Source organism: Candidatus Marifrigoribacter sp. Uisw_064, from assembly GCF_047730175.1.
Classification (GTDB): Bacteria; Bacteroidota; Bacteroidia; order Flavobacteriales; family Flavobacteriaceae; genus Marifrigoribacter.
Genome location: NZ_CP159833.1, coordinates 1657204 through 1675984, shown reverse-complemented (window position 1 = coordinate 1675984; position 18781 = coordinate 1657204). Strand labels below are relative to the sequence as shown.

Sequence of the window (18781 nt, the reverse complement as noted above, 5' to 3'; positions counted from 1 at the left end):
ACTAACGTTTTCCCCAAGCTTTTAAATTAATCTCTGATTCTAATTTATTCTCTATTTGATCTGACAAATCTGGAAAAAAATCAATGCCCGTTTTATTCTCAATTTCATCAATAGAAACAGCATATTCATAAAAAGATTTGCTGCTAGTTTTATTCGGAATTAAAAATGAAATAGCCTTATAATTCCCATCTGAAGCATCTACAATTATTTTATAAAATTCATTAGGCACCGAAACATTTTCATCTCCAATCTTTTCTAATCCATTTCTTAAGATGCCTCCAGTTACCACATATACGTCATTATATTTCTTAGCCCAAAAACGTGTTTTTTGCTCTAAACGATTCCAAATACCAGCATTGAATTCATGATTTTGAGGACTAATATTACTGGTTAAAAAAGTTTCATGATAGGCGTCGTAATTAAAAGTACGATCTCCAGCTGGGCATAAATGCCCACGATCATAACCTGACTTTTTATAATTGCGCCAATCAGCAGATTTTGTTTTTACTTTCCGATCTTCTATAAAATAAGGGCGTTTAAAATCGTGATTCGAAATATGATCTTCTTTTAAAGTATAAGCAACCCACTCGGCTTGTTCATGTTTTTCAGCATAGGAAAGTGTAAAAAAAGAATGTTCTATTATAGCCCCTGTAGTAGAGGTTGGCAACATAGAAGTATCAAATTCTGTTGAATTGTTCTTTTCAGCATCAATCTCTACAGGATATTCTTCATTATCCCTATCAACTTTCTTATCTAAATAATAGAGTCCAACAGTAACGATTATTAATAAAATTGTATAGGTTAGTTTCTTGTTCATTCCATTTTTTTTCAAAAATAATATAAAATTGAAACGATGTCAGTTTTAATAGTAGTAAATTTAACTTATACAACTACATGTTTTAAATAGTAATATTAAATAAATTATGCGCAGAATTAATTTTGTTTATTTTTTATTGCCCATTATTCTATTGGGTTGTAGCAAGTTGAAAAACAATACTCATGTAACAGGTGAAGATGAAATCATTCACTTTCATGAAATAGCTACTTCAATTTCATTAGATTCAAGTTATCATTATCTAGAAAAAGCAAAAAAATTAATTCTATTAAAAAATAATATTTCAGACTCTCTTAAAGCTGAAAATAATTTTTTATTAGGACTCAACTTTAAGGAGAGAGGTGTGTTAGATAGTGCGGCATTTTATTTTTATAATGCTACAGAATTTGTAAATGATTCTATTTATTATCCAAGACAAAGAGATTATTATGAAAGAGCATGGAATACTTTTGCTAGTCTTGAAAAATACGGCGATTGTTTTACCATAAGCAATAAATTTAAATCCCTTTTAAATAAAGAAAAACAACATAAGGATTTAACTTGGGCATATTACTTTGAAGAATCCATTTATACTAAGCTAAAACAATACGATAAGTCCTTACAGATAAACAAGCTGCGTTTACAGTTAGCTAAAGAAAAAGACACTACTAATATTCTTTCTGCTATACTAGATCAAGCTGATTATAAATATTATTATTTAAATGATAAAAAAGGGGCTTTTCAAATTATGGATAGCCTTATCAATATTGAAAAAGATCTTTCAGACAATCAAAAGAGTTTCATATATGGAGAATATGGCGTATATGCTTTTTGGGAAGGAGATTATCAAAAAGCATTACAAGATTATCAAAAATCATTGCAATTTTTTCAGAAGTTAGAAGATCCATTCAATAAAGTGAATCGGCTCGCTATTAAATACAATAACATTGCAGAAGTATGTATTAAATTAAAACAATATGATACCGCAAGAGTATATTTAGACTCTGTTGGTTTATTAGGCATCCACACTATTGAAAGAAGATTGCAAAAAAGTTTTTTTGACTACCATCTACAATTAGCTTCATTAACAAATAAAAATATAAATGAAGTAACTCGGTATATAGATACTATTTATAAACACCAAGATCTAGTGTATTCAGATAAGTTTAGTCACGAGTTAGTTGCTCTTAGCAAAGCAAATATTAATGAGAAAAAACTGATAAAAGAAAATCAAGAGATTGAAATAAAGTCAATAAAGTTAAAGTCAAGGTTAATTCTTGTTATCATATTAACTGTTCTTTTAATCATCATTGGATATTTATTTTTACTTAACAGAAAGCAAAAATTTGAACAACAAAATTTGCAAATGCAGCAACGATTATTGCGCGCTCAAATGAATCCACATTTCACTTTTAACACCCTATATGCAATTCAAAACTTATTAAAAGATGATCCAGAACAATCAAAAAAATATCTCTTAAAATTTTCTAGGTTGTTACGCCTTATACTTGAAAACTCTTTATCTAATTATGTGTCTATTGAAGATGAATTAGAATCTTTAAAAAAATATATGGATTTACAATTACTGAGGTTTCCCGATAAGTTTGATTACGATATACTTTTAAATGAAATTGATGAGGAAGACGAAATATCGATACCTCCCATGTTAATACAACCTTTTGTTGAAAATAGCATAGAACATGGTTTTAAACATATTGATTATAAAGGAAAAATAAATATTACACTTACCTTAGCTGGCAAATATGTACATTGTGTTATTGAAGATAATGGGTTTGGTATTACTACTGAAAAGTCTGAAGTAAAACAGTCTACATCTTTAAATTTAATTTCAGATTTCATCAAAAAATCAACTAAAAAAGGGGTCGAAATTATTGATAAGAAAAATAATGACAACAATGAATCTGGAGTGATTATCCAATTTTTAATACCTATAAATTAAGGCTAAATGTTAAATGTAATTCTTATAGATGATGAAGCTCATGTAAGGCTTGATGTACGGCAAAAATTAGAAGCATTATTTCCTAATGAAATAAATATTCTTACTGAAGCAAATAGTGTAACATCAGGGATTTCAGCTATACAAGAGCATAAACCAGATTTAGTTTTTTTAGATATTGACATTATTGGAGGAACAGGTTTTGATGTATTAACAGGGTATCCTATTAAAGATTTTGAAGTTATTTTTATTACAGGATTTAATGATCAAGCCATAAAAGCAATTAAAGCTGGGGCTCTAGATTACATCTTAAAACCTGTAGATGAAGACGAATTAAATGAAGCTGTTCATAGCGCTATTGAAAACAGTAAAAAAGAAAATCAATTAGAAAAATTAATTCAAATTTCTACTGATTTTTTTAAAGGAGTAAAGAAAAAACGTATTGTTTTAAAAACTTCTGAAATGGTACATGCTATTGATGAAGATGATATTATTTATTGTGAATCTGATGGGAACTACACCACATTTCACACGGTACAATCTGAAAATATTGTCATTACTAAGTCATTAAAACACGCAGAAGAAATATTATCACCTCAAATTTTTATACGGTGTCATCGTTCATTTTTAGTCAATAAAAATCATGTGTTAAAATATGATAAACATGGTTTTTTAATCTCAAAAAATGAGCATAAAATTCCTGTTTCTAGTCGAAGAAAAGAACGTACTTTACAACAGATTTTTTAAAGATAAAGTGACACTTTCTGTTATAAATTAATAACCTCATATCAAAAATAAATTAAATTTAAACAAGTTCTTAGAATTTTCTGTGAGCCTGTTTTTTTTATTTAATTCCTAACATCCAACGCATCCCTCAATGCATTCCCAATTAACATAAAAGCAGTTACTAAACTCATAATTGCGAGTCCTGGAATAATCGCCAAATATGGCTTCCCTAAGATGATATAGGCATAATGATCTTTAATAATGCCTCCCCAACTTGGAATAGGTGGTTGTGCTCCTATTCCTAAAAAACTAAGTCCGCTTTCTATTAAAATGGCGCCCGCAAAATTGGCTGCCGAAATAATAATTACAGGTGCCATAGCATTTGGTAAAATATGCTTGGTAATAATTCTAAAATTAGAATAGCCCAAAGCCCTTGCTGCCGTCACATATTGCATTTGTTTAACTCCCATTACTTGCCCTCTAACAACTCTGGCAACTTCTACCCACATAGTAAGTCCCACTGCGATAAAAACTTGCCAAAATCCCTTTCCTAAGGCTAAAGTGATAGCAATTACTAATAATAAAGTTGGAATAGACCATGTTACATTTATAATCCACATAATTGCAGCATCCACTTTGCCACCAAAATAACCAGCTATGGCTCCCATAGTGACTCCAATAACAAGTGAAATGAACACAGCAATAAATCCAATTGCTAAGGAAATACGAATCCCAATAAGCATTCTACTTAATAAATCTCGCCCATATTTATCGGTGCCTAAAATGAATTTTTTTTCTGAAATATATTGACTAGGAATCTCTTTTATAGCACTTGCTTTAGGAAATAAAGAAAGGGAATATTCTTTTTGTAATCCTTCTAAACCATCACTTGTGTATTCTGTAATCTGAATTTTATCATCTACTATTGAATATCTAGTAATTGGAATTTCATTTGAAACTGATTCTTTTCCGAAGAAATAGTCTGAGAATGAATGGTTGGTTTGAACCTCGCCCGGTATTGTTAACATGGTCACCTTAAATCCGGGTTCTTTAGAATGAATTGACAAATGCATCTGATTTGCATTCTTTGAATTGTCTGGCGCCAATACATAAGCAAATACCGCAATAAAAATACAGAGTATCAAAAAACCAAAACTAAAAACGCCCCAACCATTTTTTTTAAACTTTTGAAGCGCAATTCTAGTTAATGAGGTAGATGTGTTCATTAAAAAAATATTCTAATTCTTTATGTCGGCTACTTTTGAACTTCTAATATTACTCAATTTTAGATCTTCTAACACATTTACAGCCTCTTCAACATAAATATCTTTGGCTAAACTTTTATGCCATCTTTTACGTTTTTCAGATAAGGTTGTGTCAGTTTTCATTAATTCAACTTCATATGGCAATGATTGGTAAGATAATTTATTATCATATTTATTGATCGCTTCGAACTTTTTAGTTTCTTCTTTTCGTTTTTCAATTTCATTTTTATAATCATTGAAATTTAAAGACACTAAATTTTCATCACGACGTTTTTTTACCCATTGTGCATTTTCTTCAATCAACATAAGCTGTTCGCTTTTAGCCATTCTTGCAATACTTTTACTTATTGTAGCATCAAAATCTACATACCCATCCCAAATCTCATAGGCTGCAGCTTCAATTTTATCATAAGGCAATGGATTGTCATAATCACGTTCGCCAATTTCCATATAACTATATCTGTCTGGCATCACTACATCGCTACTTACTCCTTCTAATTGAGTTGAACCTCCATTTACTCTATAAAATTTTTGAGTGGTTAATTTTAAAGCACCCATATCTCCCATATCATTTTTACGAAGCCATTGGTTTAGATCGATTACATTTTGAACCGTTCCTTTTCCATACGTTTGCTTTGAACCTATAATAATACCTCGTTTATAATCTTGCATCGCTGCAGCTAATATTTCAGAAGCAGAAGCAGAAAGCTCATTCACTAAAATTACAAGTGGCCCATCCCAAACAATTTCATCATCTTCATCTTTTAGCACTTCTTTTTCACTATCATTTGAAGCAACTTGAACAATGGGTCCTTCTTTAATAAAAAGACCTCCTATTTCAACTGCAGTTCTTAATGAGCCTCCTCCATTATTCCGAAGATCAAGCACAAGCCCTTGCATTCCTTGCTTTTTTAAACTAATGATTTCTTTTTTAATATCACTCGCTGCATTACGTGATTTATAATTTTCCATATCGAAATAGAATTGCGGTAAATTTATTAAACCATAATTCTTTTCATCTTTTTGAATTAACGTTGATTTTGCATACGTTTCTTCAATTTCTACAATATCTCTAGTAATCGTAATATCTTCAACCTGACCGTCAACACGTTTTAATGTAAGTGTTACATTTGTTCCTTTTGGGCCTTTAATTAACTTTATAGCATCATCGATTCGCATACCAACTATACTAACAGGTTCTTCTTCATCTTCCTGTTTTACTTTTACAATAGCATCTCCAACTTCTAGTTCTTCAGCTCTCCAAGCTGGCCCACCACTAATTAAGGCAACCACTTTTATATAATCATTTTTTTTCTGAAGTCTTGCGCCTATTCCTTCTAGTTTTCCAGACATACGAAGATCAAAACGATCCATATCTGGTGGTGCAAAATATTCTGTGTGAGGATCAAATTCTTCAACAATAGTAGTTAAAAATACTGCGAAGTAATCTTTACGTTCTAAGTCATCAGCAAATTCAAAATATTCATCCAAAGAAGTTAAGGTTGTTTTTCTAGCAGCTTCTTCTAATTTCTTTTTAGATTTTGGAGCTTCAACTTTAGTTTCATCTGAATCATTCTCTGTAGATTTCTCATTATTTTCAATTAAATCGTAATAATTAGAAATTGCTGAAAACTTTAATTGCATTCTCCAGCGGTTTTTCAATTCTTTATTAGACGTTGCATATTCTAATTTATCATATTCGGCATTGATGGTTTCTTCTTTTGAAAAATCAAAAGGAGAATTCAATACTTCTCTATACAATACTTTTCCTTTTTCAATTCTATCAATTAATCGAGTATATACTAAATTAAAAAAAGTTAGGTCTCTGTTTTTAATTTGATCGTCAATTTCATTTTTATACACACTAAATTCTTCAACGTCTGAAGCTAAAAAGTATCTTTTAAAAGGATCCATTCCGTTTATAAAGTCATTGTATATATTTTCAGAAAAGTTATCATCGATATCTTTCGCATCATAATGTCCTTTCTGAAGAACATGCGTAATTAGATCAATGAGTAATTTATCTTTATTGGGGTCGTTAAATTCTTTGGTTGTAAAACTACAAGAGGCCGCTGCTACAAAAACAGCCAATAATAATAATTTAAAATTCTTTTTAATCATTTTTTTAAATTTTATACTTAATTGTATGATTGAATGCCTGTAAATATTCATAGTGCAAAAATATTAATTGTTTTAAGGCATTTCATTAAATGCATATATCAATCATTTTTAATTTCAACTAAATTAGAGAAAAAACCGTGCCAACAGATGATAATGATACTAATTTTTTGTTAAACTGAAGAAAATACTCAAGCTAAATAGTTTTCCTAATTTTAACTTCGTCCTTTTTCCTTTTAGCTTTGTTAAAATCATTAATCGTAACTATGCTATGCTTACTATTTTTGCCGCTCTAAAAGAAAAAATAATACTAAAAAAACCCGAAAAGCTATTTAGCTTAAGTATGTACAGAACTATTAATTATGTACTTTAGCTTTTTCATATTTTAAATAGAATGTCAGAGAAAAAACCTCTCATATTAGTTACAAACGATGATGGTATTACAGCTCCTGGAATTAGGGCGCTAATTAAGATTATGAATACCCTTGGCGAAGTATATGTTGTAGCGCCAGATTCCCCTCAAAGTGGTATGGGACACGCTATCACACTAAATGATACTTTATATTGCAACCAGGTTAATATTGTTGAAAGTGAGCCTCAAAAAGAATATAGTTGTAGTGGTACACCTGTTGATTGTGTTAAAATAGGGGTAAATGAAATATTAAAACGTAAACCCGATTTATGTGTGAGTGGAATTAACCACGGAAGTAATTCCTCAATTAATGTAATCTATAGTGGAACCATGAGTGCCGCTGTAGAAGCTGGAACCCAAGGAATCCCATCCATAGGTTTTTCTTTATTAGATTACTCTTTAGATGCTGATTTTACGCCGATTCTTGAACATGTAGAAACAATTGTAAAACAATGTTTAATCAATGGAATGCCAAAAGGAGTAGTGCTTAATGTAAATTTACCAAAACTTCCGAAAGACAAAATTAAAGGCATCAAAATTTGTCGTCAAGCTGATGGTCGCTGGGAAGAAAAATTTGACAAACGTGTCACTCCTTTAGGAAAAGATTATTATTGGCTTACTGGAGAATTTATAAATGAAGATAAGGGTGAAGATACCGATGAATGGGCTTTAGCAAATGGTTTTATTTCGATAGTACCCACTCAATTTGATCTAACTGCACATCATGCTATTAAAGAAATTAATAACTGGGATTTATAATGAAACGAGCATGCTAAAATTTTTCTCATCCAAGGGAGTGATTAATAGCGAACAGCATGCCTGTGCTGAGCTTGTCGAAGTATGACTATTAAAAAACAATAAATATAAACACATGAAAAAAGAAATTCTCATAGGTTTTTTAGTAGGTATTGCGGCAAATGTAGCAGGCAGTTATCTTTATATTTATTTCTTTTCAGGTTACACCTTAAAATCAACCATAGAGATCTCTTTAGAACAAGATATTTTTGGAAGTTTAATCGCACTTGGAGCATTATTAAATTTAATAGTGTTTTTTATTTTTCTGAAAAAGAAACAATTTTACAGAGCTCGTGGTGTCGTTCTTGCAACAGTATTAGCGGCAATTATTGTACTAATATCTAAGTTTTATTAAAATGAAACGAGCATGTTAAAAAGTGTATCACACAATGAAATAACAAATAGCGAACAGCATGCCTGTGCTGAGCTCGTCGAAGTATGCCCGTTAAAAAAAATAATATAGACACATGAAATATTACTTAATCGCTGGAGAAGCTTCGGGAGATTTACACGGAGCGAATCTAATTAAAGCACTCAAAAAGGAAGATGAACAAGCATCTTTTCGTTTTTGGGGAGGCGAATTAATGCATGAAGCTGGAGGCGAATTAATAAAACATTATAGAGATTTAGCTTTTATGGGCTTTGTCGAAGTGCTTTTTAATTTAAAGACCATATTTAGTAATATAAAATTTTGCAAAAAAGACATCGAAGAATTCAACCCAGATGTTATTATTTTTATTGACTATCCAGGGTTTAATATGCGCATTGCAAAATGGGCAAAAGAAAGAGGGATAAAAACACATTATTATATTTCTCCCCAGATTTGGGCTTGGAAGGAAAACCGAATTAAAAGTATTAAAAGAGATGTGGATGCCATGTATGTTATCCTTCCTTTCGAGAAATATTTTTACGAAAACAAACATCAATTTCCAGTTCATTTTGTAGGCCACCCTCTTATCGATGCTATTTCAAATAGAACTCAGATTGAACCCTCTGTGTTTTTAAAAGAAAATAATTTAGACGAACGTCCAATTATTGCTTTACTTCCAGGGAGTAGAAAACAGGAAATTTCAAAAATGTTAGAGGTCATGCTTTCTGTGACAGATGATTTCAAAGAGTATCAATTTGTGATTGCTGGTGCTCCAAGTCAAGAGGAAAGTTTTTACACTCCCTTTATCAAAAAACAAAATGTTCGTTTATTACTAAACAAAACATACGATTTATTGAGCTTAAGTCATTCGGCATTAGTCACTTCTGGAACTGCTACGTTAGAAACTGCCTTGTTTAAAGTACCACAAGTTGTATGCTATAAAGGAAGTAGAATTTCTTATGAAATTGCTAAGCGTGTTATAAAATTAAAGTATATCTCGCTTGTAAATTTAATTTTAGACAAAGAAGTAGTTACCGAACTCATTCAAAATAAATTTAATACGAAGGAATTAAAAAAAGAACTTAGTAAAATTTTAGATGAGTATAATAGAGCTGTTCTATTTTTAGAATACAATGATTTAGAAAAAAAGCTGGGCGGAAAAGGAGCGAGCGAAAAAACTGCTTCGCTTATTTATAAGGCGATTAAAAAATAATATAGACACATGAAAAAAATACTCCTACTTACATTTCTTTCATTTCTTTTAATCTCATGTGGAAGTTCCAAATCATCCTCAAGTTCCAAAACAACAAAAGTCGAAAGAACTTCAAAAAGCAATTCTTATAAAAAAACTGAATCCATTATAAGTTATGCCAAAACGTTTAAAGGAACGCGTTATAAATTTGGTGGCACGACAAAAAAAGGGATGGATTGCTCAGGCTTAGTATACACTTCTTTCTTAAAAGAAAAAATTTCTTTACCTAGAGTATCTAGAGATATGGCTAAAAAAGGGAAGCGTCTCTCTAAGGATAAAATTTCAAAAGGTGATTTGGTTTTTTTCAAGACCAATAAAAACAAAAATGTAATTAATCATGTGGGCTTAGTTGTTGAAAGCAAACGTGGCAACATCCTTTTTATACATTCTTCTTCTTCCAGAGGGGTCATCGTTTCTTCTTTAGATGAAAAATATTGGCGTAATGCATTTGTAGAAGGTAGGAGAGTTCTTTAAAAAATAGTATATTTATTGTACTCCTCAGTTGTTTTATTAATCAATAATTCAACTCATGAAGTTTATAAACTTCACAATCATCCGATTTTCTATTTTTTTAAGTCTAGGTATTCTTACGGCTTATTGTTTTCAAATCAGCTCAGTTTCATATTTTAAGATATTAGTTGTCTGTTTTGTTTCATTAAGTATTTGTTGGATTATTGTTCGGAAACATTTGTTTCAAACGTTCTACTTCGGAATGTTAACCTACTTATGCTTCTATTTACTAGGAGGTTATTTGGTTCAAAAAAAACTACCTGAATTTCAAAAAAGTCATTATTCAAAATTTATTGAAGATCCCTTAGCCATAAAAAATAACTCCTTTCTTGCTGAATTAAAAATAAAAGAAGCCCTAAAACCAGATCTTTATAATTCAAAATATATTGCAGAAATCATAGCGCTTAATGGAATAAAAACGAAAGGAAAAATACTACTAAACATCCCTAAAAAAGATTCTTCAATCACTGCTACAATTGATGATCATTTATACATTTATTCGCCTCTATTAGAAATTAAAACACCCTTAAATCCACATCAGTTTAATTACGCAAAGTACATGAAGTTATTAGGTGTTTATCATCAAATAAGAACTTCTGACAATAGTATACTATTCAGAAAAAAAGGTGCCTCAACACTTAAAGGAGTTGCTGAAAATTTTAGAAATCATATTATCACAAAGCTAAAAACACATGCTTTTAATCCAAATGAGCTTTCCATTATTCAGGCATTACTTTTAGGGCAGAAACGAGATATTGATAAAAATTTATATAAAGATTATGCTGCGGCAGGCGCTATTCACATCCTTGCAGTTTCAGGATTACACGTAGGAATATTGTATATGATTATTGCGTTTTTATTACGTTTTTTAGAACCACTCCCCAAAGGAAAATTATTAAAATCAATTTTTATTCTTATTTTTTTATGGGGATTTGCCATCATTGCTGGCTTATCACCTTCTGTGGTTCGCGCAGTGACTATGTTTTCATTTTTTGCGATAGCTCAAAGTTTAGAACGACCCAGCAATTCTTTTAACACCTTGTTTCTTTCTTACTTTTTTCTACTACTAATAAAACCATTATGGTTATTTCATGTTGGGTTTCAAATGAGCTATTTAGCGGTGTTTTTCATTTTATGGATTCAGCCGAAATTGTATCAATACTACGCCCCAAAGTTTTATATTGATAAGCTTATTTGGAGTATTTTAACCGTTACTTTTTCAGCTCAAATAGGAATTATCCCTTTAAGTGTTTTTTATTTTCATCAACTTCCTGGAATGTCTTTTTTAACTAATTTAATTGTCCTTCCATTTTTAGGAATCATATTAGGTGGAGGTATTTTAATCATAGTTTTAGCCCTCTGTAATATACTACCAGATAGTATAGCTATCCTTTATAATAACTTAATCGAATTACTGAATGCCTTTATTTCTTGGGTAGCAGGTCTAGATCAATTTATTCTTCAAGACATTTTCTTTTCTGAAGGAAAATTAATCACTTCATATATATTAATTATTTGCGCTGTCCTTTATTGGAAAAAAAGTACCCCTCAGCAACTAATCTATGTATTAGTCAGTTTTATTTTAGTGCTAGGAAATAATATCTGGGATACAAAAAAGACGGCTCAAAACCAATTGATTATTTTTAACAAAAACAGAAAGACTCTTGTTGGATTTAAAGAGAAAAATACTTTAAAAGTATTTAACAATGACACCTTAAAAAATTATAAAAACGAGTATCCAATTAAAGGATATCGAGTTTCAGAAAACATAAAAAACTACTCAGAACAATTGTTGCCAAAAATAGGGTCTTACAATCATAAAAAAATTCTTATAATTGATAGCTTAGAAGTATACTCAACATCTAAACTAATAGATGTTATATTACTTATTGAAAGCCCAAAAATCAATTTAAATCGAATAATTGATAGTTTGCAACCTGAGCAAGTTATAGTAAATGGTTCAAATTACCCTTATTTAAAAAAGCAATGGGAAAAAACGTGTATGACAAGAAAAATACCTTTTTATGATATCAGTAAAAAAGGTGCTTTTATTTTTGAGTAAATAATTAAAAAGTACTTTTAAAGTTTTCTTGATATTCTTGCCAAGCTTCCGTAGTAGTTAATTCTAGGTAATCATTATTAGCAATCATTTTTAGATAAATCTCTAATTGCTTTGGAGTTCTATATCCTGGCAATGCTTGAATTAACTCACTATCTTCTTTAAAGAAAACTAAACTCGGATACCCATTAAGTCGCAAAGCATCCGCTAAAAAATGGGTTGTATTTTTACCTTTTCTACCCACTCTATAATTTGGATTGGTATAGGTAAAATCTAGGTAAGTAATTTCTTCTGTTCCTTCAGCATTAAATTTTACAGCATAATAATTTTCATTGATAAATTTGATTACATTTTTATCGCTAAATGTGTTTTTATCTAACATTTTACAGGGACCACACCAAACAGTATAGACATCCATGAAAATCTTTTTTGGATGCTCTTTTTGAGCTGCAAGAGCGTCGTTCATAGACATCCATTTAATCTTGTCCTGTGCATTTACTTGAGTTAGCCCCAAGAGTATTATCGCTAAAAGTAAAAACTTTTTCATTGTTGCTCGTTTATTATTATCCTTCACAAACTATTCCATGTTATCGCATAAAAAACGCTCCAAAGGGAGCGTTTAGTATATTATTAATTAATTTTTAACATTTACCTCACTCCATGCATTAATTTCTTTAATACTGGATTTAATGCTAGCACTAATAAACCAGCTACAGCTGGAACAATAGTAAAAATTAAGAAGAAAGTTGAAAGTGAATACTGCTCCGTAATATTTTCTATTTGACCACCAAAGATAGCCGCTAATTTATTTCCAATTGCTATTGCTAAATACCACATACCAAACATTAAAGCTATCATTCTGGCGGGTACTAACTTAGAAACATAGGACAATCCAACAGGAGATAAGCTCAACTCTCCTAACGTATGGAATAAATATGCTAATATTAACCAAACCATACTTACTTTTACACCATCTACGACACCATAAGATCCAAAAGCGAGTAACCCAAAGCCCATAGACATAATAATTAAACCTAGTGCATATTTTGCTGCTGCAGAAGGATTATATTTACTTTCAAACCATTTTGAGAAAAATGATGCAAAAACTATAATAAAGAATGAATTTAAGATACTAAACCATGAAACTGTAATTTCTACCCAGTTATCTTTTACACTTGAAATAGTTGCTTTAACTATACCATTATCTTTATTTAAATCTTTTCCTCTCTGTGTTAATTCATTTAATTTTTCGGGCGTAGTAATAAAGTTAAACAATGTTCCGTCTTTATCTTTATTAATTAGCTGAACCTCTTGGCCCGCTTTAAAATCTACAAATGGCTCTCCAATTGTTATTTTTCTATCTATAATATTATACTCAGGAGTACTAACGTCCATAGAAGTTGTAATTGCAGGATAATCAAAAACTAAGTCTCCACTTTCGTTTACTTTTTGCTTTCCAGTTTCACTATCCATTGTAGGAACCTCATAAGCTTGATAAGTAACATCGTAAGCCGTTGTATTTAAATCTCTGTTAAGCATCCAACCAGCTAATCCCCACATAAATAAGAAGCATATGGCCAAAACAATATTAGACCCTGGGATTTTATTATAAGTTTTTTTCCATAACAAAATTAAAACCCAAGTGATAAAAGCCAATGGAACTATCGTTAGAAGTGCATTTACAATGTTAAAAGCAATTGCAGAATTACCAACTAAAATTCTATCTACACTATCTCTAGCAAACAATATTAAAGAGGTTGCTCCTTGTTCAAAAGACAACCAGAAAAACACAGTGAAAAAGGCAAAAATCACAAAAGCAATCATTCTATCTCTTACAACCTTACTGTATCTTGAAATTCTTCCAATTACTAAAACTAAAAATAATGCTAAACCAATAAGTACCGTAACTACTTGTCCTGACAAACCAAATAATTCGAAAGGAAACAGGTTAATATTTGCAATTTTTGAAAGAGGATCATTAATTAAAAATGCCAATCCAATAATAGCAGTAATTGCAATTAGAACCTTATCTCTCAACGTAAATGGGTTTGGTTTTTCATCTGAACCATCCATATTAGGTACAAAGCTTTCTTCATTAATATTTTGAGGTAATTCTACTTCATGTATTTCTGAAGGTTTTGCTCCTATTTTTCCAAATAAAGGTTTTGATAGCCAGAATTGTATCGTTCCGAGTAACATAAAGATACCAGCCAATCCAAAACCATAACTCCATCCAATTCTTTCAGCAATATAACCACAAAGCATCATTCCAAAGAAAGCTCCTGCATTAACCCCCATATAAAAAATGGTATATGCACCATCTTTTTTTTCTGGATTTTTCTTATACATTTCAGAAATAATAGAAGTTATATTTGGTTTAAAGAAACCAGTTCCAATAACCAACAATGCTAAACCAATATAGAGTGAAGCTTCTGTTTCAAATGCCATAGAGGCATGACCTAGCGTCATTATCAAAGCACCAATAACAACTGCCCAACGATATCCTGTAAATTTATCTGCGATAAGACCTCCAAGGATTGGAGTTAAATATAAAAGACCTGCATACGTACCAAATAGAGCTCCTGCATTAGCGGCTGTCCATTCCCAACCAGGGTTATATCCAATTACAGCCATGGTTAAAAAGTTTACTAAAAGAACACGCATTCCATAAAAGGAAAAACGTTCCCACATTTCAGTAAAAAATAACACAAAAAGTCCTGCTGGATGACTTAATACTTTGTCCTTAAATAAATTCTCTACGTCTGTATTCATAATATATTTTTGATGGTTTATAAAAAAGCCTCACAGTTTTAAAAACTGTAAGGTTTAATAAATTATTTATTGTTTATCTGCTAATTCGAATCCTTCAGCTTCATCGTAATTCATTTCTTTTTCCTCATCTTCAATTCCATGAGTTAATCCTTCTAACTTTTTTCTTATAAGTAAAACTAAACCACCTAATACTACACAAAAAACAGCAATCCCTGTGAAAATTGTATATTCTCCAAGGCTTTCGGACCATTGTCCTAACAACCCCGCAAGCTTACTACCAAATCCAGTCATTGCGAAATAAACACCCATCATTATTGATGCATATTTTACAGGCGATAATTTTGTAACAAATGACAAAGCAACAGGTGAAAGACATAATTCCCCTATGGTATGGAATAAATAAGCTAATACTAACCAATACATTGCAGATGTTCCAGTAGCTTCAAATTGAGCAGTAGCTCCTGTCATAAAAAAGAACCCTGTTCCCATTATAATAAGTCCAATAATCATTTTAAATAATGAAGTAGACACTTTCCCTTTTAACTTTCGTTTAGCCCAAAATAAGGCAACTGTCGTTCCTAAGAAAATAATAAACATTGCATTTAATGATTGAAACCATGATGCTGGAACTAACCATCCCATTAACATTCTATCAGTTTTCTCCATGGTGTATATATTCATTAATCCACCGGCTTGCTCAAAGGCTCCCCAGAATACAATCACTAATAAAAAGGATATTAATAAAACGACAACTCTATCTTTTTCGATTTTGGTAAGGGGTTTCTTTAACAAGGCCTTTTCTTCTTCATTTTTAGAAGCACCAAGAAAATTACCAACATCTGCTAAATGTTTTTGACCAATAACATATTGTACAATTCCTAAAAACATTCCTATTCCTGCAAGTCCAAAACCATAATGCCATCCATAAACTTCACCTACATATCCAACGATTAAACTTGACAAAAAGGCTCCTAAATTAATTCCTATATAAAATATAGTAAACCCTTTATCTCTTCTTATATCACCTTTTTTGTATAATCCACCTACCATAGTAGATATATTAGGTTTTAGCATTCCAACTCCACAAACTATTAAAACAAGTCCTGTGTAAAATGCCCACATAGTTTCAACGGCTAAAATACTATGGCCAAAAAGCAATAATACACCACCTACTAGCACAGATTTTTTTTGTCCTAACAACTTATCTGCTATAATACCACCTGGAATAGACATCACATATACCATCATTGTATACCATCCGTATAATGCCAAAGCATCTCCATTGGTCCATCCTAAACCTGCATTTTCAACATCCGTTTGAGTAACTAAGTATAAAACTAAAATTGCTCTCATTCCATAATAAGAAAAACGCTCCCACATTTCAGTGAAGAAAAGAACATATAATCCTACTGGATGTCCAAATAATTCTTTCTGTTTATTTTGTATTGTAGTTGACATATTTTTAAATATTAGTTAGTATTCGTTTCTTAGTTTTTAATTTCGATATGGTTATTTTTTGCTGTCCCTAAAGATTCCCTGATAAAATTAGTCATTTTATTAAAAAGGTGTAATCGAGTATTTCCACCATAAATCCCATGATTTTTATCTGGATATACAGCCCATTCAAATTGCTTATTTGCTTGAATTAATGCTTCCGCTAAGCGCATTGTATTTTGTAAATGTACATTATCGTCACCACTTCCATGAACCAATAAAAAATCTCCTTTAAGTTTATCTACATGACTTATTGGAGAATTATTATCGTATCCTGTTGCATTCTCTTGTGGAGTTTGCATATATCTTTCCGTATAAATTGTATCATAAAAACGCCAGCTACTTACAGGAGCCACAGCTATTGCCATTGAAAATGTATCTGCGCCTTGAAACAAACAATTAGAAGACATAAAACCTCCATAACTCCAACCCCAAATACCTATTCTATTTTTATCTATATAAGGCAATTCACCTAGCTTTTTTGCTGCTGAAACTTGATCTTCAACTTCGAATTTACCTAACTCTTTTTGAGTCATTTTTTTGAAATCTCTACCTTTATAACCAGTTCCTCTTCCATCTACACATACCACAATATATCCTTCTTGAGCTAGCATTTGATGCCAATAATCATTTGAACCTCCCCAGCTGTTTGAAACATTTTGAGATCCAGGCCCTGAGTATTGATACATGAACATTGGATATTCTTTATTTGGGTCGAAATCCAATGGTTTAATCATATACATATTTAAATCAAACCCATTAATGGCAATGGTAGAAAATTCTTTTGGTGAAACTTTATATCCTTTTAGTTTGTTCTTTACAGCCTCATTATTTTTAATTTCTCTTAATAATTTTCCTGTTTTTGCTTTATGTAGTGTAAACACATTTGGAGTTTCAGCATTAGAAAAAGTATTGATGTAATAGGTGAAATCTTTACTGAATGAAGCCCTGTTAGATCCTGTTCCTTCAGATAATCTAACTTTATTTTTTCCCGATTTTAATACTGAATACACATCTCTATTAATGCTTCCATTTTCAGTACTTTGATAATAAATACGTCCTGTATTTTCATCGAAACCATAATAGCTTGTTACTTCCCAACTTCCATTGGTTATCTGATTTTTAAGTGTTCCTGTTTTATCGTATTGGTAAATATGATTCCATCCACTTTTTTCACTAGTCCAAATAAAACTATTGTTATTTAAAAAAGTTAAATCATCTCTAACATCCACATAGGCATTATCTGTTTCTTGAAGAATTAATTCTGAAGTTTCTTCCGAAGCATTCACAAAAACCAGGTCTAATGTGTTTTGATGTCTATTCATTAATTGAACACTTAATACAGCTGCATCACTTGTCCACTTAATACGCGGCATATAATAATTATTATAGCTAGATAAGTCAATGTTAGAAATCGATTCCTTTGCTAGATCATAAAGATGAAGAGAGACCTTTGCATTTTCTTCTCCAGCTTTAGGGTATTTAAAAACCTGCTGAGATGGATATAGTTCTTGACCCATAATATCCATAGAATATTGAGGGACATTTGTTTCATCAAAACGAATGAATGCTATTTTATCACTATTCTTATTCCAATCGAACGCTCTTACAAAACCAAACTCTTCTTCGTAAACCCAATCAGTAATTCCATTAATGATTCTGTTCTTTGCTCCATCTTTTGTAATTTGTTTAACTGATCCAGAGCTTAGCTCTTTTACATATAGATTATTTTGAAAACCATATGCTATTTTAGTACCGTCCGGGCTAAAGGTTGGCTCTTGAATTTTATCTGTTGAAACTAGTGTAAGCTCTTTTGAATTTATATCGTACACAAAATAAGTGCCTTCTGAAGATCTTCTATAAATTTGATCTAATTCTGTTGCTAATAACAATTTACTCTCATCGGTACTAAACTCGTACGTATAAATTAAATCGAATCTTTTTACAGATCCCGAATCGAATAAGGTTTTTATTTTATCCCCACTTTTATAATCATACACATCGATAGATGATGATCGATTAGAACGATCAAAGTTCAAGACGGAATATTCAGCACCATTATTTAAAGAACGAAGAGCGTCTAACCGCTCTGTTCTAAAGGTCCCATTGGACCAAATATCTTCTAATGTAATGTCTTTTTGTTGTGCAGAAATAGTAGTAATTACTGTAATAAACAACAATAATATTCCTTTGGGAAGCAAATTCTTCAATGCGATTAATTTTTTAATATGCCAAGT

General features: G+C 31.0%; 14 protein-coding genes. 7 read left to right on the top strand and 7 right to left on the bottom strand.

All coding sequences use genetic code 11. The features are described from left to right. Nucleotide 1: 1 nt before the first annotated feature. On the bottom strand, nt 2-817 hold the full coding sequence (locus ABXT64_RS07525; protein WP_443632316.1) for a DNA/RNA non-specific endonuclease: 816 nt from the start codon (nt 815-817) through the stop codon (nt 2-4). A gap of 166 nt (nt 818-983) precedes the next feature. Between ABXT64_RS07525 and ABXT64_RS07520 the strand changes: the two genes are divergently transcribed. Together ABXT64_RS07520 and ABXT64_RS07515 are read left to right on the top strand one after the other, a co-directional pair. Then, complete coding sequence (locus ABXT64_RS07520) at nt 984-2774, top strand: histidine kinase (RefSeq protein ID WP_443632315.1); 1791 nt, start codon at nt 984-986, stop codon at nt 2772-2774. A gap of 6 nt (nt 2775-2780) precedes the next feature. Continuing rightward, nucleotides 2781-3518, top strand: a complete 738-nt coding sequence (locus ABXT64_RS07515) for a LytR/AlgR family response regulator transcription factor (protein WP_443632314.1) — start codon at nt 2781-2783, stop codon at nt 3516-3518. Nucleotides 3519-3619: 101 nt separating this feature from the next. Here the strand turns inward: ABXT64_RS07515 and ABXT64_RS07510 are convergent, their stop codons facing one another. Together ABXT64_RS07510 and ABXT64_RS07505 are read right to left on the bottom strand one after the other, a co-directional pair. Beyond that, nucleotides 3620-4723, bottom strand: coding sequence for an ABC transporter permease (locus ABXT64_RS07510; protein WP_443632313.1), 1104 nt, complete (start codon nt 4721-4723; stop codon nt 3620-3622). A gap of 12 nt (nt 4724-4735) precedes the next feature. Continuing rightward, a complete protein-coding gene (locus ABXT64_RS07505; protein ID WP_443634939.1) occupies nt 4736-6880 on the bottom strand; it encodes a carboxy terminal-processing peptidase in 2145 nt (714 codons plus the stop codon). Nucleotides 6881-7274: 394 nt separating this feature from the next. On the opposite strand from ABXT64_RS07505, the gene surE reads away from it, so the two are divergent. From surE to ABXT64_RS07480, 5 genes are all read left to right on the top strand, one after another. Beyond that, on the top strand, nt 7275-8051 hold the full coding sequence (surE, locus tag ABXT64_RS07500) for a 5'/3'-nucleotidase SurE (protein WP_443632312.1): 777 nt from the start codon (nt 7275-7277) through the stop codon (nt 8049-8051). Nucleotides 8052-8163: 112 nt separating this feature from the next. Continuing rightward, nucleotides 8164-8442: a hypothetical protein gene (locus ABXT64_RS07495; RefSeq protein ID WP_443632311.1), complete on the top strand. Its 279-nt coding sequence runs from the start codon at nt 8164-8166 to the stop codon at nt 8440-8442. Between the two features lie 112 nt (nt 8443-8554). Next, complete coding sequence (gene lpxB / locus ABXT64_RS07490; protein ID WP_443632310.1) at nt 8555-9670, top strand: lipid-A-disaccharide synthase; 1116 nt, start codon at nt 8555-8557, stop codon at nt 9668-9670. 9 nt (nt 9671-9679) lie between these two features. Continuing rightward, on the top strand, nt 9680-10183 hold the full coding sequence (locus tag ABXT64_RS07485; protein ID WP_443632309.1) for a C40 family peptidase: 504 nt from the start codon (nt 9680-9682) through the stop codon (nt 10181-10183). A 55-nt stretch (nt 10184-10238) separates the two neighbouring features. Next, complete coding sequence (locus tag ABXT64_RS07480; protein ID WP_443632308.1) at nt 10239-12281, top strand: ComEC/Rec2 family competence protein; 2043 nt, start codon at nt 10239-10241, stop codon at nt 12279-12281. 4 nt (nt 12282-12285) lie between these two features. Here the strand turns inward: ABXT64_RS07480 and ABXT64_RS07475 are convergent, their stop codons facing one another. From ABXT64_RS07475 to ABXT64_RS07460, 4 genes are all read right to left on the bottom strand, one after another. After that, entirely contained in the window at nt 12286-12825 is a 540-nt protein-coding gene (locus ABXT64_RS07475) for a thioredoxin family protein (RefSeq protein ID WP_443632307.1), read from the bottom strand. Nucleotides 12826-12926: 101 nt separating this feature from the next. Further along, nucleotides 12927-15050 (bottom strand): peptide MFS transporter, encoded by a 2124-nt coding sequence (locus ABXT64_RS07470; RefSeq protein WP_443632306.1) that lies wholly within the window; start codon nt 15048-15050, stop codon nt 12927-12929. A gap of 66 nt (nt 15051-15116) precedes the next feature. Next, nucleotides 15117-16508 (bottom strand): peptide MFS transporter, encoded by a 1392-nt coding sequence (locus tag ABXT64_RS07465; RefSeq protein ID WP_443632305.1) that lies wholly within the window; start codon nt 16506-16508, stop codon nt 15117-15119. Nucleotides 16509-16537: 29 nt separating this feature from the next. After that, complete coding sequence (locus ABXT64_RS07460; protein WP_443632304.1) at nt 16538-18754, bottom strand: S9 family peptidase; 2217 nt, start codon at nt 18752-18754, stop codon at nt 16538-16540. Nucleotides 18755-18781: the final 27 nt, after the last annotated feature.